The 22,493-nt window shown below is 36.9% G+C and carries 29 protein-coding genes; 5 read left to right on the forward strand and 24 right to left on the reverse strand.

Annotated features, from left to right (window positions below):
- Positions 1–12: 12 nt before the first annotated feature.
- On the reverse strand, positions 13–1,017 hold the full coding sequence (locus MOO47_RS03580) for an ADP-ribosylglycohydrolase family protein (protein ID WP_249513425.1): 1,005 nt from the start codon (positions 1,015–1,017) through the stop codon (positions 13–15).
- Positions 1,018–1,178: 161 nt separating this feature from the next.
- Here MOO47_RS03580 and MOO47_RS03585 point away from each other — a divergent pair, with 161 nt between their 5' ends.
- Positions 1,179–2,609: a nicotinate phosphoribosyltransferase gene (locus MOO47_RS03585; protein ID WP_249513426.1), complete on the forward strand. Its 1,431-nt coding sequence runs from the start codon at positions 1,179–1,181 to the stop codon at positions 2,607–2,609.
- A gap of 46 nt (positions 2,610–2,655) precedes the next feature.
- Here MOO47_RS03585 and MOO47_RS03590 read toward each other — a convergent pair whose 3' ends face one another.
- From MOO47_RS03590 to MOO47_RS03625, 8 genes are all read right to left on the reverse strand, one after another.
- The gene (locus tag MOO47_RS03590; protein WP_249513427.1) at positions 2,656–2,901 is read right to left on the reverse strand and encodes a hypothetical protein; all 246 of its coding nucleotides are present in this window, start codon (positions 2,899–2,901) and stop codon (positions 2,656–2,658) included.
- Positions 2,902–3,204, reverse strand: a complete 303-nt coding sequence (locus MOO47_RS03595; RefSeq protein ID WP_249513428.1) for a hypothetical protein — start codon at positions 3,202–3,204, stop codon at positions 2,902–2,904. It lies immediately after the preceding gene.
- The gene (locus MOO47_RS03600) at positions 3,204–4,535 is read right to left on the reverse strand and encodes an alpha/beta hydrolase family protein (protein ID WP_249513429.1); all 1,332 of its coding nucleotides are present in this window, start codon (positions 4,533–4,535) and stop codon (positions 3,204–3,206) included. The genes MOO47_RS03595 and MOO47_RS03600 overlap by 1 nt, the downstream gene beginning before the upstream one ends.
- On the reverse strand, positions 4,525–4,968 hold the full coding sequence (locus tag MOO47_RS03605; RefSeq protein ID WP_249513430.1) for a hypothetical protein: 444 nt from the start codon (positions 4,966–4,968) through the stop codon (positions 4,525–4,527). The genes MOO47_RS03600 and MOO47_RS03605 overlap by 11 nt, the downstream gene beginning before the upstream one ends.
- 238 nt (positions 4,969–5,206) lie before the next feature.
- Complete coding sequence (locus MOO47_RS03610; protein WP_249513431.1) at positions 5,207–6,652, reverse strand: catalase; 1,446 nt, start codon at positions 6,650–6,652, stop codon at positions 5,207–5,209.
- 57 nt (positions 6,653–6,709) lie between these two features.
- Positions 6,710–7,840 carry a cation:proton antiporter gene (locus MOO47_RS03615; protein ID WP_249513432.1) on the reverse strand — a complete coding sequence of 377 codons (1,131 nt, stop codon included), beginning with the start codon at positions 7,838–7,840 and terminating at the stop codon, positions 6,710–6,712.
- 101 nt (positions 7,841–7,941) lie between these two features.
- Entirely contained in the window at positions 7,942–9,390 is a 1,449-nt protein-coding gene (locus tag MOO47_RS03620; protein ID WP_249513433.1) for a glycoside hydrolase family 1 protein, read from the reverse strand.
- Between the two features lie 175 nt (positions 9,391–9,565).
- Positions 9,566–9,991, reverse strand: coding sequence for a pyridoxamine 5'-phosphate oxidase family protein (locus tag MOO47_RS03625; protein ID WP_249513434.1), 426 nt, complete (start codon positions 9,989–9,991; stop codon positions 9,566–9,568).
- A gap of 204 nt (positions 9,992–10,195) precedes the next feature.
- On the opposite strand from MOO47_RS03625, the gene amaP reads away from it, so the two are divergent.
- The 3 genes from amaP to MOO47_RS03640 are packed head-to-tail and all read left to right on the forward strand — an operon-like array spanning position 10,196 to position 11,406.
- Complete coding sequence (amaP, locus tag MOO47_RS03630) at positions 10,196–10,732, forward strand: alkaline shock response membrane anchor protein AmaP (protein WP_249513435.1); 537 nt, start codon at positions 10,196–10,198, stop codon at positions 10,730–10,732.
- A gap of 12 nt (positions 10,733–10,744) precedes the next feature.
- Positions 10,745–10,924 carry a DUF2273 domain-containing protein gene (locus MOO47_RS03635; protein WP_249513436.1) on the forward strand — a complete coding sequence of 60 codons (180 nt, stop codon included), beginning with the start codon at positions 10,745–10,747 and terminating at the stop codon, positions 10,922–10,924.
- Positions 10,925–10,938: 14 nt separating this feature from the next.
- The gene (locus tag MOO47_RS03640) at positions 10,939–11,406 is read left to right on the forward strand and encodes an Asp23/Gls24 family envelope stress response protein (protein ID WP_249513437.1); all 468 of its coding nucleotides are present in this window, start codon (positions 10,939–10,941) and stop codon (positions 11,404–11,406) included.
- Positions 11,407–11,452: 46 nt separating this feature from the next.
- Here MOO47_RS03640 and MOO47_RS03645 read toward each other — a convergent pair whose 3' ends face one another.
- From MOO47_RS03645 to MOO47_RS03660, 4 genes are all read right to left on the reverse strand, one after another.
- Positions 11,453–12,850 carry a DHA2 family efflux MFS transporter permease subunit gene (locus tag MOO47_RS03645; protein ID WP_249513438.1) on the reverse strand — a complete coding sequence of 466 codons (1,398 nt, stop codon included), beginning with the start codon at positions 12,848–12,850 and terminating at the stop codon, positions 11,453–11,455.
- A gap of 98 nt (positions 12,851–12,948) precedes the next feature.
- A complete protein-coding gene (locus MOO47_RS03650) occupies positions 12,949–13,470 on the reverse strand; it encodes a biotin transporter BioY (RefSeq protein WP_249513439.1) in 522 nt (173 codons plus the stop codon).
- Between the two features lie 168 nt (positions 13,471–13,638).
- Positions 13,639–13,779, reverse strand: coding sequence for a hypothetical protein (locus tag MOO47_RS03655; protein WP_249513440.1), 141 nt, complete (start codon positions 13,777–13,779; stop codon positions 13,639–13,641).
- Between the two features lie 233 nt (positions 13,780–14,012).
- Positions 14,013–14,630, reverse strand: a complete 618-nt coding sequence (locus MOO47_RS03660) for a histidine phosphatase family protein (protein WP_249513441.1) — start codon at positions 14,628–14,630, stop codon at positions 14,013–14,015.
- Positions 14,631–14,869: 239 nt separating this feature from the next.
- On the opposite strand from MOO47_RS03660, the gene MOO47_RS03665 reads away from it, so the two are divergent.
- Positions 14,870–16,138: a solute carrier family 23 protein gene (locus tag MOO47_RS03665; protein ID WP_249513442.1), complete on the forward strand. Its 1,269-nt coding sequence runs from the start codon at positions 14,870–14,872 to the stop codon at positions 16,136–16,138.
- Between the two features lie 58 nt (positions 16,139–16,196).
- On the opposite strand, the gene MOO47_RS03670 is transcribed toward MOO47_RS03665, so the two are convergent.
- The 11 genes from MOO47_RS03670 to MOO47_RS03720 form a co-directional block, all read right to left on the reverse strand.
- Positions 16,197–16,442: a hypothetical protein gene (locus MOO47_RS03670; RefSeq protein WP_249513443.1), complete on the reverse strand. Its 246-nt coding sequence runs from the start codon at positions 16,440–16,442 to the stop codon at positions 16,197–16,199.
- A 4-nt stretch (positions 16,443–16,446) separates the two neighbouring features.
- Complete coding sequence (locus MOO47_RS03675; protein WP_249513444.1) at positions 16,447–16,743, reverse strand: hypothetical protein; 297 nt, start codon at positions 16,741–16,743, stop codon at positions 16,447–16,449.
- A complete protein-coding gene (locus MOO47_RS03680; RefSeq protein WP_249513445.1) occupies positions 16,743–17,939 on the reverse strand; it encodes an alpha/beta hydrolase family protein in 1,197 nt (398 codons plus the stop codon). The genes MOO47_RS03675 and MOO47_RS03680 overlap by 1 nt, the downstream gene beginning before the upstream one ends.
- A 6-nt stretch (positions 17,940–17,945) precedes the next feature.
- A complete protein-coding gene (locus MOO47_RS03685) occupies positions 17,946–18,341 on the reverse strand; it encodes a DUF1310 family protein (RefSeq protein WP_249513446.1) in 396 nt (131 codons plus the stop codon).
- A gap of 80 nt (positions 18,342–18,421) precedes the next feature.
- Entirely contained in the window at positions 18,422–18,703 is a 282-nt protein-coding gene (locus MOO47_RS03690; protein WP_249513447.1) for a hypothetical protein, read from the reverse strand.
- Positions 18,704–18,707: 4 nt separating this feature from the next.
- Positions 18,708–19,094: a DUF1310 family protein gene (locus MOO47_RS03695; RefSeq protein WP_249513448.1), complete on the reverse strand. Its 387-nt coding sequence runs from the start codon at positions 19,092–19,094 to the stop codon at positions 18,708–18,710.
- Positions 19,095–19,263: 169 nt separating this feature from the next.
- On the reverse strand, positions 19,264–19,656 hold the full coding sequence (locus MOO47_RS03700) for a DUF1310 family protein (RefSeq protein ID WP_249513449.1): 393 nt from the start codon (positions 19,654–19,656) through the stop codon (positions 19,264–19,266).
- 146 nt (positions 19,657–19,802) lie between these two features.
- Positions 19,803–20,192 (reverse strand): DUF1310 family protein, encoded by a 390-nt coding sequence (locus tag MOO47_RS03705; protein ID WP_249513450.1) that lies wholly within the window; start codon positions 20,190–20,192, stop codon positions 19,803–19,805.
- Positions 20,193–20,374: 182 nt separating this feature from the next.
- Complete coding sequence (locus tag MOO47_RS03710) at positions 20,375–20,770, reverse strand: DUF1310 family protein (protein ID WP_249513451.1); 396 nt, start codon at positions 20,768–20,770, stop codon at positions 20,375–20,377.
- Between the two features lie 150 nt (positions 20,771–20,920).
- Positions 20,921–21,319 (reverse strand): DUF1310 family protein, encoded by a 399-nt coding sequence (locus tag MOO47_RS03715; RefSeq protein ID WP_249513452.1) that lies wholly within the window; start codon positions 21,317–21,319, stop codon positions 20,921–20,923.
- Positions 21,320–21,700: 381 nt separating this feature from the next.
- Complete coding sequence (locus tag MOO47_RS03720) at positions 21,701–22,435, reverse strand: choloylglycine hydrolase family protein (RefSeq protein WP_249513453.1); 735 nt, start codon at positions 22,433–22,435, stop codon at positions 21,701–21,703.
- Positions 22,436–22,493 lie beyond the last annotated feature (58 nt).

Genomic DNA, 22,493 nt, shown 5'->3' on the forward strand with positions numbered 1-22,493 from the left:
ATTATTTATCTCCTACCTATAAGAAGTATATTGCATCATTTGTTGTGCCAAATATGACAAATCATGTTGCGGATTTTGTTGATTAATTAGTTGGCGCCAAGCAGGCTTAATTCGTTTGGCACCTTGCGCAGCGCCACAAATTGCCGTTGCCATAGCACCAATCGTATCGGTATCACCACCCAAATTAGCACAAAATAAAGCGCATTGTTCAACATCACGAAAATAATAAGCAATCGCTAAAGCTGCGGGTACACTTTCAGAAAGCATGGTTCCCGTGCCGATCGTATCATAAATTGCACGTCGAAAATCTTGTGGTTGTCCGCTATATTGTCTTGCAAGAGCAATCGCCATATCTACACGATTGTGTATTTTAGCAGCCCATGTAGGACAGCCTTGCAAAAAGCCTAAATCACTAGCCTTTAAAGCATACTTGACCAATTCATCCCAAGCATAGCCTGCTTGTGCTGCTGTGACTGCACCAGCAATCAAACAGGCGCCACTGTAAGCCACATCACTAGAATGAGTAACCTGGGTAACGGCTACAACCAGATCAACTAGTTGGTCTAATTCTGCTGGTTCAAAAAGCGCGCCGATCGGGGCAATTCGCATTGCAGCCCCATTAGTGACCGCTTGCGCTGTTACAGCAGCAGTTTTTTTGCCAGCTTTTGCTAAAGTTAAAGCTGCCTTGCTACTAGGACCTAAAACATTATTGTCCCAAGCATTAACTTGCTGCGCCCATTGTAGTAAATGCTGCACTAAATTAGTAGTCTGGGGCTGCCACTCAGTCTGAATAAGCGAATCCAAAATGACTAGTGCTTGATTGGTGTCATCAGTGTACTCACCACGATCAAAATAACGCGCAATATCATTAGTTGCTGGTCCAGCCACGAAATTGGTAATGCCCTGCGGAAAAGCTTGTGCAATCTGCTCTTGCGACCACAATTCCGTTGGCATACCCATCGCATCACCAATAGCCTGCCCATATAAAGTTCCTAAAATATTATCTAATTTTCGCAATTACATACACCTCGTTTAATCAAGTTAATCTTAAAACATTTTTGCGCACAGTAAATGTTCAAAACGAGTAATCTTTATGATTATTTTTTCATCAGGACCAGCAAATGCTATACTAAGCGTGATAGAATTTATTTTTAAAAACTTGTGAGGAACAAATAACAATGAGAAATTTAGCAATGCTGACTGACTTGTATGAGTTCACGATGTCTAATGGTTATGACGCCGTCTCTCAGGACAAACAAGGCGTATTTGATGTCTTCTTTCGTAAAATTCCTGATAATGGCAGTTTTATTATTAATGCTGGCTTGCAGCAAGTCGTCAATGCGGTGCAAGATTTTCACTTTAATGATGATGATTTAACATATTTACAGTCCCTAGCAATCTTCAGTGACGATTTCATAGATTACTTGCGTAATTTTCATTTCGATTGCCAAATTACTGCTATTCCTGAAGGTACACCTGTCTTTCCGCGCGAGCCGATCATGAGCGTACGTGGTCCGTTAATTCAAACACAACTAATTGAGACACTGGTTTTAAATATGCTCAATCACCAATCTTTAATTGCTACTAAAGCACGACGGATCACTTTTGCGGCACAAAATAAACCCGTAATGGAATTTGGCGCTCGACGTGCTCAAGGACCAGACAGTGCGATTTATGGAGCTCGAGCAGCCGTAATTGGCGGTTGTGCAAGCACTTCTAACGTGTTTGCTGCTAAAGAATTTGCTATTCCTGCTGCCGGAACAATGGCGCATGCTTGGGTCGAATCTTTCCCAAACGAATTAATTGCTTTTCAAAAATGGGCTGAAATTTATCCTGACAATGCTTCTTTTTTAGTTGACACATATGATGTTTTGCAATCGGGTGTACCTAATGCCATTACCGTTTTTCAACAGTTACAACAAGCCGGATATAACGTACAAGGCGGTATTCGGATTGATTCTGGCGACATTGCCCAATTAACTAAACAAGCACGACAAATGCTAGATGATGCGGGATTGCAGCAGATTAAGATTACTGTATCCAATGCTTTAGATGAACAAGTTATCCAATCACTGTTGCAAGAAGGAGCTCCAATTGATAGTTTTGGCGTCGGTGAAAAGTTAATTACTAGCGCTTCTTCACCTGTTTTAAGCGGTGTTTACAAGTTGGCTGCTATTATTGACGATGGTCAATTGATCCCCAAAATTAAAGTCAGTGCTAACCGGGACAAATTAACTTTGCCAGGTGTCAAAAAAACCTATCGTTTATATAATTCCAAAACTAAAAAAGCTTTCGCTGATGTGATCGCTTTAAACGAAGAAAATTTACAAGCACCTTTACAAGTGATTGATTCCAATCCTTTATCTACGACGAGTCAGACTACTTTAAATGATTTTGAGGCGGTCGCTTTGTCACAAATCGTCATGGAGCAAGGCCAAAGTGTCACTGAGTTACCGGAAGTCTTGCAGATTCAATCCTATTGTAAAACCAAGTTGGCTGAATTACCGACTGCTACTTTGCGGATCGTCAATCCTGATGCCTACCCAGTTTACATTACGCAAAAATTAGCTGATTTACAAAATAAATTGATTAAACAACATTTACAATAATAAAAACGCCACTCCACACGGAGTGGTATTTTTATTATGTGATAAATTATTTCATGCGTTCAATTTTTTGTGCAATACTATCTTGGGCTTTTTGGCCGCCTACTCCCTTGATAGCTGAATCTAAATTTTGCAGCGTATTTTTCTGCGTGCCTTGTGCATCAACCATTTGTGTGGCTAACGCACTCTTATTACGAGCATGCTTAGACTGACTTGTAGCCATAGCGTGTTGCGCATACAAAACAACTAGTTGCTTTTCTAAATTTTTTTGCACATCTTGTAAAGCATCCTTCATTTATTGCTCCTCCAATTTTCGTCTTAAAGCTGTGCTTTGTTGCTCATATTCGTTACTGATTTGTCGCCGTTGATGAGTAATAATATCTTGAGTTTGTGCTTGATACTCCTCCACCAAATGATAAACTTCCTGATTGGTGGCTGTGGGATCTACCTTATGTAACCAATAGCTTCCCCGCTGCGCTGTTTCTTGAGCTTGTTGCTCAATTTGCCGTTGTTGCCTGGTCAAATCCGTCAATTTTTCTTCGTATGCTTGCTGCAACCGACGCTGTTCTTGTCTAATTTTATCTTTTTTATCTGACATTAATCAAAAAGCTCCCCCGTATTATCGTCTGCTTCATCCAAAATTGTGCCACTTTGCCGTAAATGTTTGGCAGTATTGCTAAAATCCGTCATTAAAGTTTGCGCCTTTTGAATATGTTGGCTGTAAACAGCATTGGGTTGTTGCACAAAATTATTCTGCGTACAGCCTACTTGTGCCAATAGTCCCATAATTTCATCGTGTTCCAAATGCGGTGCAATTTCGTGCGCTCCTTGAAAAACGGTGTGCCAATCTTGTTCACTTTCCGCTATATAGCGCTGACAATCAGCTACAATTGCTTGCATATCCTCATTGATATGACTATTCATTTTAGTGGCAAGATCATTCAATTCTGTATCATCAAGCATTATTTTAGAACTTGCACCTGCAGAAACATTCTTCCCCACAAATTTCTTAGTTAAACCTTTAAAATGCTTAGTAATAATACTTCCATACGGGTGATTTTTCTTAGCTGCAGCGCGCGCTTTAGCATAGCTAGTTAGTTTAAGCTCACCATTGGGCAATGTCTTCAAAACACCATCTTTCGGATACTGCATATGCTGCTTTACGATATCATCCACAAAGTTAGTATCAGTATATTTAACTGCACCAACCGTTGGTATATCCGCACCATAGCCCACCGTTACCACATCGTTTAAATCCACAAAATTCAGCACATGATACTTAGGTAGCTTTAAAGCCACTGCTTTTTGCTTCTTATTTAATAGTGTAAAAATATTGGGTCCTTCGAATAAATAAGCACCAGCTAAACGTTTTAAATTTTCATCAGATAATGAAGCCAGCGCCACTTGTCCATCTGACGAGCCCAGGGAATGTCCTAAAACTGTTACATCAGCGTTTTTGTAATCCCTAAAAGCATCACGCAATGTTTGCGCAGAAGAAGTTAATTGTCCAGGCATCTTATTCTTGTAACGTTGCGGATTAATTTGCATATCCAAAGAAGGAATTTCGGTACTGGTCATATCCATAGGCTTAGGTGCATTAACTTGTGGATCAATCATATTCTTGACCATTTGCAGATCATTGAAATACCAATCAATCAAGCCATCTTCAGTCACTGGCGAACTACTGCCTTGGTACATCACGGCAATATGCTTAATGTCATCCGCTGGTGTACCTTTAGGACTGTTAGAAATGATCAAAGCTTGCTCACCCGTTTTTTTATTGCCAGGTTTTGCTACAACAAAACCTGCGATGTCATCACCTATATATACAGGATCCCCTATCTTTAAATTATCTTTATATTCTTTCAGCACAAAATCGTGCATTTGATTACTATTTAACTGGGACCAATCTAACATTTTAATTGCCAATTATTTTCTCTCCCAACAAATTATATAATTCTGTACTCATTGTTCCAGAACCTGAGTCCAATACCAGATGATATTTACCGTGCTTATCTTCTTGATCATAATATATAAGATCAACGCAATAATTTAATTTTTTATCGTGATTTACATAAGCCTCAACCATCAATCCACCAGCTGGACTATACTTGGAGCTCTTATAATCAACTGTTACATTTTTTATTCGATGATGTTCATCATGCACCTTGACAAAGTGCTCAATTTCTTTTTTATGACTATTTATTTCATTATCAATACTTTGTTGCACTTTTACATGATGAACATGGATCGCTAAAACAATACCTAAAATAATAATCAAAAAAACCAACAAACACTTTAAATGCTTTTTAGACTTAGGATTCCGGTTCAGCCATTCTCGCAAACGTTCCCACCTCCCCATTCAACAACACAAAAAGCTCAGACCACGTTGGTAGTCTGAGCTTTTGCTATACAATTATATTTATACTTAGATTTTGGCATTGTTTCATAATAAGTATCTCCCCAAGATAATTAAGTATATTATTAATATATCATTTTTCTTTACATTCACCAGATCCAATTTCCTTCACAAAAAAAGCTATACTATGATTCAAAATCACAATATAGCTTGCATAATAAATATTTTTAAACTTACATCATTAGTCGGCAATATCTTTCATATCTAAGCCCGCTGCTCCAGCAACACGCTCACCATATTCATGATCTGCTTGATAAAATTGCCGAGTTGCTAAAATCTTAATTTCATCTTTTTGCACCGTTTCAAAATTATTCGCAATCGTCTGAATCAAACGCTCTTGCTCTGGTGCTGTCATAACGTGATACAACTTACCCGCTGCCGTGTAATAATCCTTATCATATGGTCGCGACTCACTAATCCGCCCACTGACTTCATCGCCATGAATACTAGCTGCGCGATCTTCTTTGGGACCGTCATAACTATTCGGCTCATAATTCACACTCGCATCTTGTCCTTGCGACATTAATCCATCACGCTCATAATTATGCACCGCATTCACTGGCTGGTTGATCGGTAATTTCTCATAATTAGCACCTAGACGATAACGCTGCGCATCCTTATAACCAAACAACCGTCCTTGCAGCAATTTATCCGGTGAAGTTTCCACACCGGGTACTAAATTTGCAGGAGAAAATGCAGCTTCTTCAACTTCATCAAAATAATTTTCTGGGTTACGGTCTAAAGTAAATTCACCAATTTTAATCAATGGATAATCATGATGCGAAACGACTTTCGTCACATCAAAAATATCATCGTGATATTGCAAACCTTCTTCATAAGGCAAAATTTGCACACAAACATCCCACTTCGGATAATCATGCTGTTCAATCGCATCAAACAAATCATGTAATAAATAATCCGTATCTTGACTGGCAATCTTAGCTGCCGTTTCATCAGTCATATTTTTGACACCTTGCTGTGTCACAAAATGATATTTCACCCAAAATTGCTTTCCAGTGGCATTGATCCACTTAAAAGTATGGCTACCAAAGCCATCCATATTACGATAACTAGCTGGATTGCCGCGATCACCCATCAAATAAGTAACTTGATGGACGGATTCGGGTGAGTGTGCCCAAAAATCCCATTGCATATTATTGTCACGCAAATGTGTCTTGGGGTCACGTTTTTGTGAATGGATAAAATCGGGAAACTTCAGCGGATCATTGACAAAAAAGACTGGCGTATTATTACCTACAATATCATAATTACCTTCTTGCGTATAAAAACGCAACGCAAAGCCTCGCACATCACGAATGGTATCTGGATAGCCCATTTCTCCTGCTACTTGCGAAAAGCGAATAATCATCGGCGTCTTTTTGCCCACACCATTAAATAAATCTGCTTGTGTGTAAGCACTCATATCTTGCGTCAACTCAAAAAAGCCCTGCGCTCCCGCACCTTTAGCATGTACTACACGTTCAGGAATCCGCTCACGATTGAAATGCGCCAACTTCTCTAACAATTGGTAATCTTGCAACAATACTGGACCGCGTTCACCAGCTGTTTGTGAATGGTTGTTATCAGCCCAAGGTTGTCCAGCTTGCGTTGTTAATTTATCTGCCATAATTTTATCCTCCCCGTTTTCTGTCTTCAATTTAGCGATCTGGCTGCTAAAAAGCAATTATCTTGATTTTAATTTAAATAAAGACAGTAAAAGAGGTGTTATAATCGTCGTCAGAATAATGACAGCTACAATTAAAGCATAGTTTGAACCACTAATAAGCTGCTTACTCAAACCAATTTGTACTAAAATTAAAGCCATTTCACCGCGGGAAATCATCGCTACTCCAATCATACCGGCTGATTTCCATGGCAAGTGAACCACCAAAGCACCTAATCCAGCGCCAATAAATTTTGTCAGCACTGCTAATATCAACAAAATCAATAAATTGATCCAATTACCATTCAAAGTATGCAAATTCAATTGCAAACCCACTTGCAGAAAAAATAATGGCGCCAAAAATCCTGAACTAAGCGCAGTCCATTGTTCATTGATTATTTGATTGTTAGGTAATTCATTCCAAATTAGCCCTGCAATAAATGCACCAAAAACCATGCTTAAACCTGTTAATTCTGCCAAATAAGCATTGCCAAAACACCAAATCAAGCTAAACAGCAAAACGGCTTGCGGTAAAGCCAAATATTTTTGGACGAATCTAAACAATTTTTTGATAAACCAAAAAGCACTAATAATAAAAAGTAAATAAACTACTGCCCACCAAAGACTAACTGTACCATTTCCGTCGTGTTGCAAACTGTTGAACACACTTACTAATAATATGGCTAACAAATCATCTATGACGGCAGCTCCTAAAATAATTTGTCCTGCTTTACTTTTCAGCTGTCCCCATTCTTGGAGTACTGCCACTGAAACAGCTACAGAAGTTGCTGCAAAGATAATTCCGACAAAAACACTGGAATTCATGGGTAAATGTTGCCAACGTCCCCAACCAATCAGCAAAATTAGCGGAACCAACATCCCGCCCAGAGCTGTAATCAAGCTAGCACGCCAATATTTGCGTAATGTTCGCCAATCACTGGTCATACCAGCCAAAAACATTAGAACAATCAAGCCTAAATCTGCAAATAAATGCGTAATTTTATCCGGTTGGAACCAATTTAACAATGTTGGTCCAACAATAATACCCGCTAGTAATTGACCAATAATACTAGGCAAGTGAATGCGCGTACACAGTTTTCCTAAAAATAATGCTCCGAACCATACAATAATTAATAATAAAATGTAGTGCATTTTGCCTCCTCCACAAAAAAAGACTTTCGCAAAATAAACTTTGGCAACCCAACCAAAGTCTAATTCTTGAAAGTCTTGAACTTCAACCAAATAACTAAATATTAACCTAAATTATCACCATTGGTAGCAATGACTTGCTTATACCAATCAAATGATTTTTTCTTGTAACGCTTGAATGTTCCTTGGCATTCATTATCTTCATCAACATAAATGAATCCGTAACGCTTAGCCATTTCACCGGTGGAAGCACTTACTAAATCAATACAACCCCATGGCGTATAGCCCATCACATCAACACCATCATCAATAGCTTCACGAATAGCTTCAATATGCTTTTTCAAGTAATCAATGCGATAATCATCAGCCACGTAGTGGTTAGCATCTGGTTTATCAATAGCACCTAAGCCATTTTCCACTACAAAAACTGGTTTTTGGTAACGATCAGATAATTCATTCAAAGCAATTCGCAAACCAGTTGGGTCAATTTGCCAACCCCAATCACTAGATTGCAAGAATGGATTCTTGACACCACCCATCAAATTACCACTTACTTGTTCTTGATCATCATTAGTTTCGTCCACAACTGCAGACATATAATAACTAAAACCAATATAATCAACCGGGTACTTAGCCAATAAATCTAACTCTTCTTGTGTGTAATCTAGATCAGACAACTGCACACCTTGACGAGCTAGTAAACTCTTTGTGTAAGCTGGATAATGACCGCGAACTTGCACATCACCACAGAAAAAGTTATTAGCTTGGTTGGTTTGCAAAGTAGCTAATTGATTAACCGGATTAGCATCATAACTATAAGTTGTCGCATATAAAATCATGCAACCAATCTGTAAATCAGGATCTAATTCATGACCAATTTTAACAGCTTTAGCACTGGAAACAAACTGATTATGCCAAGCTTGATAAATATTCTTCTTATCGTTAGCACCATTAGCAACGACCAAACCTTGGCCCATCACTGGAAAATGCGCAGCACTATTGATTTCGTTAAAGGTCATCCAATATTTAACTTGCTTGTGATAACGTGTCAAAACAGTCCGTGCATAACGTTCATAAAAATCAATTAATTGTTTATTTTTCCAGCCACCATACTTTTTAACCAAGTTTAAAGGCATTTCATAATGTGAAATAGTGATCACCGGCTCAATGTTATGCTTCAAACATTCCGCAATCACTTCATCATAAAACTTCAAACCAGCTTCATTAGGTTTTTCATCATCACCATTGGGGAAAATTCGTGACCAAGCAATAGAGAAACGATAACATTTGAAGCCCATTTCACCAAATAAGGCAATATCTTCTTTAAAGTGATGATAATGATCATTACCGATATGGTTAGGATAAAAATATTTATCTTCATCAACAGTAAAATCAAAATCTGGTGCATTCACTACATCCAAACGTTCTTTGCCACCGGGCAAAACATCAGGTAAAGACAAGCCCTTACCGTCAGCTAAGTAAGCACCTTCTAGTTGGTTAGCAGCCGTTGCGCCACCCCACAAAAAACCTGCTGGAAATTTCTTTTCTGACATAACAAATCCTCCTAAATTAACAATATAGTACTACTATATCATTTATAGTTCCTTATAATCGAACACAATTTCAATTCTTATTCCAACAATAAGTTAACGATTACATAAACAGCTTATGTAGTTCCTGCAAACAAAACAAAGAGCCAATTAAAATGACCCTTTGTTTTGTTTTTACCTAATGATTCACGCCTTTGCGAGCAATTTGTTGGTAATCAATTTTATTATGTTGTCGAAATTTAATCGACATAGTTCGAAAACGCAAAACAACCGGTTGTTCATAGCGTAAGCGACTCTGAAAATGACTTAAAGCATCTGAAACTTGTTCGACCATATGTGGCTCAATTCGCAAGCTGCCTTTCAGCATCAAAGACGAATATTCTTTTTCCTTAAAACAAATAATTGCCGCATTGCAAGAATTCGTTAAATTTCGCACTGTAGCAGTTTCTTTGCCCGTGTAAAATAAAACACTGTCAATACCGCGACTCGTTGTTAAAGGAGTTAGTGCTACAAGATTAGGAAATCCCATCGCATCAATTGTTGCTACCTGAAAAACCGTCGCGTCTTGAACATATTGCCTCGCTAGTTTCAACGTGTTGTGCATTAATGAATCCTCCCCAATAAAATGGTAGTTAGACCTTACAACTATCATGTATTATTTTCAACTAATAACATTATTTATTTGAAAAAATATAATAGTTATTTGTAACCTCACCCGTCAAATGTCAAAAATAAAGCTAATCATATTATTAGACTGCTAAATTTAATGATGATAATATGACGTTGGATCTGAAAGGCGGGTGATTATTTGAAGCGTAGCAAAAAATGGCTGGCAATTATTGTGATTTTACTAGCACTGCCATTGCCCATTTATGCCTTATTGACGACCAAATTATTGCGGCAGCAACTACATATTGTTCTGCCTAAAAATAATGACGTTATCGATTGGTATGTCTTAGTTGCGGGCAGCGTAATTATCTTGTACTTGGTGATTAGCTTATTAACCATTTTATTTTGGCCAACACGACGCAAATTCAATTTATTGCGCAAAAAGAATGGTAGTTTAACGGTCACTTCTAAAGCGATCAATAATTTTATTTATTCATCATTGAGTGCAGAGCCGTTTTTAAGTGATGCTAAAGTCAAATCACGATTAACAAAGCACGCTATTCGTATCAAGATTAGTGGTAATTTGTTAAATGGAAGCGATGCCAAGGATATTTTTGATCAATATTTGAAGCAATTGGCTACTAATCTCCGACAATTACTAGGCATCAAGCAAAAACCGAAGATTGAAATTAAATTTGCTAATTATCAATCCAAATCGGCTAAACGCGTGCAGTAAGGAGGAATTGCAATGGAAAAATGGTTAGCACATCACGCTACTGAAACCATCGGTGCATTGTGCGGGTTACTACTAGCTTGCTGCTTTTTAATTGCAGGATTCTTCAGAACAATTTTTATTATAGTTTTAGTAGTTATTGGAGCTATCTGTGGTCACTATTGGCCACGAGTTAAAGAAGTTTTTGACAAATAGGAGGAGTTTTTAAAATGACAGATACTAATACAAATATTAAAGGTGATTTAACTTATGACTCTAAGGTAGTGCAAAAAATTGTCGGGATCGCCCTTTCTGATATCAAAGGACTATTAACCGTTGATGGTGGCTTTTTCTCCAATCTAACCGATAAATTAGTCAATAATGATGATGTAACATCTGGAATCAATGTAGATGTCGGTAAAAAACAAGTTGCTGTCGATATTGATATTGTGGCTGAATACGGTATTGATATTGCCAAACTCTACGATCAAATCAAATCAGAGATCGCTAGAAAAGTTAAGTCTATGACTGATTTAGACGTAATTGAAGTTAATGTCACTGTCGTCGATGTCAAAACTAAAAAAGAGCATGATAAAGATTCAATTAGTATTCAAGATCGGATTACCGGCGCAACCAAAGAAGCTAAGAAAAACGTCGATAAAAATAAAGAAAAACACGCCGAACAACGCGTGCAATAAATATATATTTTATGTATTTGGTACATCCTTGGATGTACCATTTTTATTACTTAGCTTTTTTACCCAAACCTAAAGCCAAAATTAAACCTAAAATTGCCAAGACCAAAGTAAAGAATAAGCCAAAGTGTATACCGTTAGTGAAACGTGCCGCAGCATTAGCACCCTGATAAGCATTTTGCCCTAAACTTAAGAAACTCGTTGCCAAAGCAGTCGCCACAGCACCAACAATTTGTTGCATAGTATTCAAAATCGTACTACCATCAGCTGATTCCAAACCAGACAAAGAATTAAGCGCATGAGTTTGTGATGGTGCCATAGCTAGCGGGCAGCCAATCATCAAAACAACGTGGGCAGCAATAATATAGGCAATAGTAGAATGTGCTGATGATGCTAATAGCATTACTACACCAACAATAGCAATCAAAAAGCCTAAGATAGCCGGCTTTTTAGCACCTAGTTTATCGTATAAACGTCCTGCAATAGCGGAAGTCAACGCGTTAATAATTCCACCAGGCAACAAAATGATTCCTGTTAAAGCAACTGGCAATAACAAGCCTTGTTGTAAATATTGTGGTAATAAATACATCGCTGACAAAATAATTGAAAAATCAAGCATGACACAAAGAGCGCCTAAAGTGAAACTAGTTTTCTTGAAGACGCGTAAATTTAAGATTGGTTCTGTTAGTTTGAGCTGGCGACGTGCATACAAAGTTAAAACTAGTAAGCCAACGATCAACAAAACCCAAATAATCCAAGAAGTCCAACCTAATTCGCTGGCGAAACTAACACCCATTACAATGGCGGAAAAACCAACGACAGATTCTAATAATGATAATAGATCTACATGTGGACGCGTGATCTTACCTACATTTTTTAAGCCAAAAATAGCAAATAATAATGCAATAGCTAAGAAAGGTATAAACAACCAAAAAATCCAATTCCAACTTAATTTACCTAAGATCAAGCCTGTTAAAGTAGGTCCTACAGCTGGTGCAAGCATAATCACTAAGGAACATACACCCATAGCAGCACCCAGTTTTTGCGGTGCAAAAACGAGCATTACAACTGTAAACATTAATGGCAAAATTAGACCAGTGCCGATACCTTGGATCATCCGACCTAATAATAAAATGCCAAAATTAGGGGCAAGCGCAGAAATTGCAGCGCCCACAATGAAGTCTGTCAAACCAAAAATCACAATTTGGCGTGTTGTAAACCATTTTGTTAATAAACTAGAAAACGGCAAAACGATTCCAATCACTAACATATAACCGGTCACTAACCATTGCACGCTGGCGGCATTAATATTAAAAGCCTTCATAAATTGTGGTAAAGCAATATTTAATGATGTTTCAGATAACATCCCCACAAAAGCGCCGATCATCATGCTGGCCATTACAAGCCAAGGATGTTGAACGGAGACTAATGCTTTTTTCTCTTCCATAATCAAACTCCTCTTTTGATATTTACTTTTTAGGCAACTCGATTATCTTACCAAAAAAATTTTGATCACGTAAGTTTTTTATAATTAAATTATTACATTTACCATTTACGTTGCCAAATTGGTAGTAAGCGCTGAGCAATAACTGTTAGTAAAGTAATTTTAATTAACTCAGGAATAATATATGGTAGAATACCTATTCCCACAACAATAGGCCAACTTTGATGCAGCGCTAACTGCAAGCCTGCCGTGCCACAAATTAGTTGACTCAAATCGCCTAATAATAAAGCGAGCCATAAATTAAATTGGCTTTTGCCACGCAAGAAAAGCTTGGTGATTAGTACAAAAGCTATGAAACCAAACAAATAGCCACCCGCTGGCGCCAACAAATAACTTAACCCTCCGTGCAGGCCCGCAAATATGGGCAAACCCAGCGTACCTAAAATTAAATAAACAATAATAACTAATAAACCATCTATAATAGGTAAAAACACAGCAATAAAACCCACCGCCAAAGTTTGTAAGGTTAAAGGTACTGTCGGTATAGGAATGGTAATTTGTGAACAAATAACTAAAATGGCTAAGCTGATTGCCGCGGCTACTAAACGTCTAGTGTTGTGCATTAACCTCTCCTAAATATCTTAAACTTAATACTGTCAACATAACATCAAAGTTACGTAGACACAACATAATGGGCGACAAAAAAACCGCATAGAACAATGTTTTCACATGTTCATAACGGTCATCAATAATTCCAAATAAAATTCTACCAATCAGCATATCCAAATAAATTACATCGTTGATGTCAATCGCAACAAATACCAAGATCTAATTTGCACAATCTCTGTAAATAAAGTCATACTTACGCCAACAAAACTAGTGCTCACAGACACTAAATTATTTGTGTAATTAGTCATTTCACTTTGTACCATGGGTTACAACAAAATTAATATTGTTCTTCATGAAAACAATAATTGTAATATTAGTTTTATCATCAAATTGCCCACCACAATATAAAATGCTTACCAAAGTGTGCATGAAATTATACTACAGTGCTGATTGGTTAACTCATGATAAATTACACTGAAAATATCGCAAAATTTGTAAGATTTGAATTGCTAATATGCTTAACTGATATTGCTGGCCTTGGCACTCAGATCAGCTCTTAAAAAATGCCGGGAGCAATCCGATTATAATAATGTAAATAAGTTTGCCGACTGATCGGAGAAACTATCAGCTTAATAACACCCGCATTTTGTAGCTCACCGACTTGACTAATATGTTCTATGTGTAATGTATTTTGGATCAAACAACGCGAAACAGTACCATGACAAACCAATAAAACATTTTCTTCATCATGCTTATTCAATAAATCATCCCAAAATGATGCTAATCGATTAGCCAAATGTGCAAACGTCTCACCTGTGCAATAATCGCTATAATTTTCCTTGAAAAAGCCAAGTTCATCAAACACTTGCGGATAATCTTCTTTAATTAAAACCGCATCTTGACCGTCCCAATTACCATAATTCATTTCAGTCAAGCGCTTATCAATAATTACTGGCTTATGGTGCTTTTGATTTAAAATTTTTGCAGTCTGTTGCGCACGCTGTAAAGGGCTAGTATAGATACAATCAATTTTATTCGTAATAAAATTAGCTTGCAGATTCTTAACTTGCTGAACACCACGCTTATTCAAGGGGAGATCAGTTGCTGAACCATTAACTTTCCTCTCTAAATTAGTATTAGTTTCCCCATGACGGACAATATAAACATTAATCATTTCACATCGCTCCCTTTCATCACTTATTATAGCGAAATATAATTAAATATTCCTATTAAAATAATTGACACATCTTATCTATTATTTTATTATTATAGATAATATAATTCTTTAATTATGATCCCGTGAGATCATGAAGAAATACTTGAGATAATTTTACTGCCAAAGTGTATCTTCGTGATCTTCGATCGTGAAGATTTTTATTTTGTCCAAAATAATTTATTGAGGAGCTCACACTTATGGCACAAGCTAAAAATGATATTTTGATGGATATTCATGATCGTCCTACTCCTTTACACTGGTTTGGATTGTCGTTGCAACATTTATTTGCGATGTTTGGCTCCACTGTTTTGGTACCAATTCTTGTTGGTTTGAATCCAGGTATCGCCCTTTTTAGTTCTGGTGTCGGCACATTATTGTACATTTTAATTACCCGCGGCAAAATTCCGGCTTATATGAGTTCAAGTTTTTCGTTTATTGTACCAATGGTTGCTCTTATGAAAACGCTCGGTTATCCCAGTATTGCTCAAGGAACCATTGCTGTCGGACTAGTTTATTTGATCACGGCTTTGATTGTCAGTTTTGTAGGTTCCGATTGGATCGACAAAGCATTGCCACCGATTGTCGTAGGTCCCATCGTAATCGTGATTGGCTTGTCTTTAGCGGGAACTGCTGCCAAAGATGCAACGATGAATGGCAGTCATTATGATTTAAAATTCTTTATTGTTGCCTTGATTACAGCACTAATCACAATTTTGCTGAATATGTATTTAAAAGGTTTTGGCAGCCAAGTAGCGATTTTATTGGGAATTATTGCTGGTTATTTAGTAGCTGTAATGTTTAATCTGGTTGATTTTACGCCAGTACTAAAAACACCATGGTTCAAAGCGCCAAATTTTGAAGTTCCCTTTGTGAACTATGATCCGAAATTTTACGGGCAAGCTATTTTGAGCCTTGCACCAATCGCTTTTGTGACAATGACCGAACATATGGGTCACATTATGGTGTTAGACGGCTTAACGCATCGTAATTTCTTTAAAAATCCAGGGTTGAAAAAAACTTTAGCTGGTGATGGTACAGCTTCTATTGTCGCCGGATTGATTGGTGGTCCGCCGATCACCAGTTACGGGGAAAACATTGGCGTCATGGCGATCACCAAAATTTATAGCGTTTGGGTATTGGGCGGCACTGCCGTACTAGCGATGATCTTTGGTTTCATTGGCAAATTGAGTGCGCTCATTCAAAGCATTCCTTCACCTGTCATTGGTGGTATCAGTTTCTTGCTTTTCGGCGTGATTGCTTCCAGCGGTTTGCGAATTTTGATTGATAATCAAGTCGATTTCAATCAAAAACGTAATTTGATGATCGGTTCGCTTATTTTAGTAATTGGTATTGGTAATGCTTATTTACAAATTGGCACTTATCAATTCTCTGGTTTGGCCGTCGCTACAGTTTTGGGCATCGTTTTAAATCTGATTTTGCCTCAGAAAGCCGCTAGTGAAAAATAATTGTTAATTAATAAAAGTCGCTCCGTTTCAGCAGGAACGACTTTTCTGTTTTAAGTACCTATTTGATCGCATCAATATCTTTTTGAATGCTCCGCTTTGCTCGGTCCGAACCTTCGCCCTTTAAATAATCTGACAAACTACTAACTGCCGTTTTTTCAACGTCCTTCGCAGTCTCCATTTTTAAGGAAATTGCCGTATTATTCGCCGCATTTTTCAGCTTTAAGCCGCTAACTGCCGCCAACCCCAAACCTTTAATAGCTTCTTGTTGCGCTTTTTTCTTAAAATCTTTAATTATGTCGCTCAATTATTTATCCCCTTAATTTATGTTGTATTTCGCGCGCTTGATCCTCAAATTGATCGCTCAGCTTACGCTTTTGGTGTTGTAAAACATCTTGTGCTTGTTGTTGATAGTTATTAGCGATTTGATACATTTGCTGTTTAGATTCTTGTGGATTGAGTTTCTCTAACCAATAATTGGCGCGCTGCGCTAATTCTTCGGCCTCTTGATCAACTTGATGCTGTTGCCGGGTTAAATCATCTAATTGTTCTTCATATTGTTGCTGTAAATGGCGTTTTTGTTGGCGCAATTCCTCTTCATTATCCATTAATTAAATATCCCCCCGGCTTTGTGATCAGCTTGCTTTAAAGTCTCACTGTTTTCTTTGAGTTTTTTGGAAATCTCTTGAAATTTAGTAACTAACTTCTTAGCTTGGTCACTCTTCTTGTGATATTGCTCGCTAGGCTCAGTCACAATACTATGCTTAGTGCATCCTACTGCTGACAAAGCCGCTTTAATTTCCGACTCACTCATATCGCTACCTACATCGTTAGCCGCATTGTACACGTTGCGCCACTGCGTCTGGCAATCATCAATTGCCTTATTACAACTTTTCACCACCGCTTCCATGCTGTCTTCCATTTCACTCGCAATTTTATTCGCTAAAGCTATTAATCCAGCATCTTTTAAAGAAATGGCTTGATTGGATACTTCTAGTAATCCTTTGGCAAATACATTTGCTACGTCTCCGACAATACTTATGGAAGGTTCTATGACGTGACTTATTTTCAACTTCCCATTTTTATCAAAAACGTACCCGCCCCACATATGTTGAAGAATAGGATTTCCTGACCATTTAGAAGCAACTACGCTAACTCTACCAACTGATTTACCATCTTCAAAATAACCCAAAGCTATAGCATCCAAGGGATCAACATAATTATTAATGTGGTGATTACGCTTTTCTAGCAATTGCAAAGTTCCCTTTTGGAAAGGATTAAGCAATGAGTAAATATTGGGTCCTTCATACATATAAGCATCTTTAATGCGATCCAACTGATCTGGTCTCAATGCCGCTAGCGCAAATTGTGCATCCATAGATCCTAAAGAATGACCATATACGGAAATTTTGGCATTAGGATATTTTTTTAAAATATTTTTTAACTCAAGGGCAGAAACATCCATTTGCGGTGTGGCAACTCCTGCGTGGAGCAAAACTTCAATTCCCGCGGGAATATCATTCTCTCCCCAATCAGCATAAGTGTCCCACTTGTTTTTTTCTCCAGATGATCCTTTATACAGTATCGCGATATTTTTGATCTTGTTATTCGGCGTACCTTTGGGACTGTTGGAAACTGCATAAGCTTGCGAACCCGTGATGGAATTATTGAATTTGTCGACGACTGTGCCAATGTTGCTGTGACCAGTTATGTCTACTTTTTGCCCTATTTTAATTTTATTTTGGTACTCATAATTAGCAAAATTCTGCCTATCTTTATCAGTCAATACATTCCAATTTATCACTTAAAATCAATCCCCACTTTCACTTAATTTATCATCCAATTTAACCCCAAAACTGGAAGCCGTTATTTCATATTTACTATCTTGACTTTTATTTAAAGTTCCATGGAAGTATAGACTTTTATCATCATTAACGTAACCATAGAAGTTTATCCCCCCCATTGGATTATGCTGTGTTTCGTCATAGTCAATAGTTATTTTCCCAATATAATTTTTGTTGGGTCGCATATCTTTAAACGTATCCATAATAAATTGTTGATGTTCTTTCAATTCTTGGTTCATTTCTTGCTTAAACTCCGCTTGCCGTTGTTCTTCCAAATGAATCCCTCCTATAATCAAGCCAATTATCATCAAAACACTGCCAATTATCAGCCACCATTTATAACGCTTTAACCATTGCAACATCGCATCCATTACTTTCTATTTAGACTTTCAATACAAAAATTAACTACCTGATAAAAATCACCTCCCCCAAAGTTACACTACTAAATTATGTACACACAAAATTGTGGTGTGGCAACTCCTGCGTGGAGCAAAACTTCAGCTCCCGCAGAAATATCATTCTCTCCCCAGTCAGCATAAACTTGCGATCCTGTGACGGAATTATTGAATTTGTCGACGAAAAAACCAGAAACATTTGACCCCTTTCCTGCTTTAACAGGTTCTCCTATTGAGTAATGATTGTATTCATCATTAGCCAAGTTTTGTCTCTGTTTATCAGTATATTTACCCCCATTATCCAAATTTATACTCGTTTTTGAACTCATAATATTATTTATCTCCCGTTAAAAAATTCCATAATTCATTGCTATACGCAGGCAATACAGTAAACTCCTCGTCATCTTTTGACAAAATAGCATTAAATTTCAAAGATTCATCATCATTTATATATGCATCAAAATGAATACCACCCATTGGAACATGTGAGACAGTGCGATAATCAACGATTAAACTTTTAACTTTTTTATGCGGATCATCATAATTAAGCTGCTCTAGTATATCTTTATTATGTTCCTTAACCTCCTTTATCATTTCTTGCTTAAACTCAGCTTGCCGTTGTTCTTCCAAATGAATCCCTCCTACAATCAAGCCAATTATCACTAAAACAATTCCGCTGATAATCAGCCACCATTTATAACGCTTTATCCATCGCAACATGTATATCCATTACTTTCTATTTAGACTTTCAATACAAAAATTAACTACCTGATAAAAATCACCTCCCCAAAGGACTTATCGGATCAATTTATGTAACTAAAGTAATACGACAAAATTCTTTCTATCTAAATCTGAAAATGAATTCCAATTTATCATAAAGTCCCTCTTATTATTTATTATTTAAAAGATCGAATAATTTACTATTTACATCGTGATTAGCAATTTCATAATGATCGTTTTCAGTCTTATTTAAGTTCCCGCCAAATTCTAATTTCGGATCATTATTAACATATCCATAAAACTCTATGCCGCCCATCGGATTATGCTCAGTTTTATCGTAATAAATAGTAATGTCTTTAAGAAATGATTTATTAGTACCTGAATCCTTAATAGATGATATAATTAATCCCTTGTGCTCTTTCAATTCTTGGTTCATTTCTTGCTTAAACTCAGCTTGCTGTTGTTCTTCCAAATGAATCCCTCCTACAATTAATCCAATTATCAACAAAATAATCCCGCCAATTATCAGCCACCATTTATAACGCTTTATCCATCGCAACATGTACATCCATTACTTTCTATTTAGACTTCAATACACAAAAATTAACTACCTGATAAAAATCACCTCCCCAAAGGACTTATCGGATCAATTTATGTAGCCAAAATAATACGAAAAATTTTTTCTATTGAACTCAAAATTAATCATCCTCACTTAAAAAAATCGTCTAATTTATTACTCATTCCACCGCCAACATTATACTTATCAGCTCCATCTTCTGATGTTAAATTTAAATTATTTTCACAACTCAAAGTTTTATCGTCATTAATGTAGGCTCTAACGTTAATACCACCCATCGGATTATGTTTCACGCTATCATAATCAATTGTTATTTTATTTATTCTATTGTATTTATCATAAGACCTAATAGAGTCTTCAATAGTACTTACATGTTCCCTTACTTGCTTTATCATCTCTTGCTTAAACTCCGCTTGCCGTTGTTCTTCCAAATGAATCCCACCTATAATCAAGCCAATCATCAACAAAATAATTCCGCTGATAATCAGCCACCATTTATATCTCTTCAACCATCGCAACATGTACATCCATTACCTTCTATTTAGACTTTCAATACAAAAATTAACTACCTGATAAAAATCACCTCCCCAAAGGACTTATCAAATCAATTTATGTAGCTAAGATGATGCAGCAAAATTCTGTCTATCTTTATCAGTATAATTATTCCAATTATCTAAATCTTTACTAGCTTTTGAACTCATAATTAATCATCCTCACTTAAAAAATCATCCAATTCATTGCTAATATCATCCGATGCCTCATATTTGTCGTGACCATCTTCTGACATCTTATCTAAATTAGCTTGAAACTGTAACTTTTTGTTGTCATTTACATAACCAGCAAAATCAATGCCACCCATTGGATTGTGGGTAACACTGTCATAATCAACAGTTATCTTTTTTATCTTGTGATTATCATCAAAAGATTTAAGAAAATCTATCCATACTTGATCATGTTCCTTTACTTGCTTTATCATCTCTTGCTTAAACTCCGCTTGCCGTTGTTCTTCCAAATGAATCCCTCCTATAATCAAGCCAATTATCATCAAAACACTGCCAATTATCAGCCACCATTTATAACGCTTTATCCATCGCAACATGTATATCCATTACTTTCTATTTAGACTTCAATACACAAAAACTAACTAGCTTATAAAAATCACCTCCCCCAAAGGACTTATCGAGTCAATTTATGTAACTAAAGTAATACGACAAAATTCTTTCTATCTAAATCTGAAAATGAATTCCAATCAATCATATCCTTTATCCAATTTAATATTTAACTCATCGCTAAAGCTAGAAACACCTATATCAAACTTATCATTTTGGTTTTTATCTAAATTACCATAAACGGTTAATCTTTTATCATAATCAACATAGCCATAAAAATCGATTCCGCCCATCGGATTATGCTCTGTTTGACCGTATTCGATAGTAATACTCTTTATAAAATTTTTATTACTGCCCATAGAATTAAAAGTATCCATAATAAATTGTTTATGCTCCCTTAGTTCTTGGTTCATTTCTTGCTTAAATTCCGCTTGGCGTTGTTCCTCCAAATGAATCCCTCCTATAATCAAACCAATCATCACTAAAACAATTCCGCTGATAATCAGCCACCGTTTATAACGCTTTACCCATCGCAACATCGCATCATTTGCTTCCTTTCCAAATTTTCAACACGCAAAAAAACCAGACTAAGTTCCTCTTACTCAACTAGTCTGGTCATCTTTCATCAACATATTATTCACTCCCCCAAGTTTAATAATAACTATTTTAATTTAGCATTAATTATGTAAGGACACAATAAGTATTCATGAAAATAATCGGCGAATTATACCACTATAAATTTTATATTTACATAATTCTTACACCGCTTTGGCAGTCATAATCAAATATCATGTAATAAAAAAGATGTGCGCTACAATTTAAGCACACAGCTGTTTCTAAAAATTATCAATTAATTTAGATAAGCAATATCCTCATCTGGTTGGACTTTAAACAACCGATAATCCGTTTCTTGCAGGAGTTCAGGGATCAGACGCACTCAAATTAATACGTTGATTAACATAAGTTGAATAGTAGTAACTGCGCGATTCTGCACAAATATAAGCACTGTAACAAGTATAATCAAATGTATCATTAGATGTCACCACAATGCCACGCGGAATGCTGACCGGTTCTAAAACATGATGAGCCAAAGTTACCCCAGTAGCTTCATCTTCAGCTGGTTCAACATTATTTTTCATGAAAGCTGTCCGTACAAAACGACTAACAGGGGTGTAATCGCCAGGCAAACCAAAAGTGCCTGATCCTTGGCTAAAAAGCTTCAAAGTCTTCCCGAAAAATTCAACATCATCATGTTGCTTGGGAGTGACCGCCAAATAATTGCGTAAATTTGTTTCGTGCCAATGATAGTCAGGACTGTTAGTCATCATACCCACAGAATTATCAATAATGTGCACGCCATCTGCTTGAGGTTCGACGATTAAACTAGCGCCAGTACTGTCAGAAAAAATATAATGCAGTGGTGAAACAGCATTTAATGTAGGATTGGCATCATTAACAATCGTAATTTGTTCCTGAAATAATGTTTTCACGTCTGCCAAAGTCGTTGCTTCACCCAGCACAACAGAAATAACTTTGTCTGGCGAAACTGCCCAAGTATGATCGGTGGCAGCATCTTGATAGCTACAATAGACAGGAAAATAAAGCGTTGCCCCCATTAAGCCTTCATCATTAACCCCATCAAAAGTAATTGGCACATTTTAGAAATCGCCCCTCCAAAAGCTTGCTAAAATAGCCCCTCATCTCTAAACTATA

This window comes from Bombilactobacillus thymidiniphilus (genome assembly GCF_023380245.1).
Lineage (GTDB): Bacteria > Bacillota > Bacilli > Lactobacillales > Lactobacillaceae > Bombilactobacillus > Bombilactobacillus thymidiniphilus.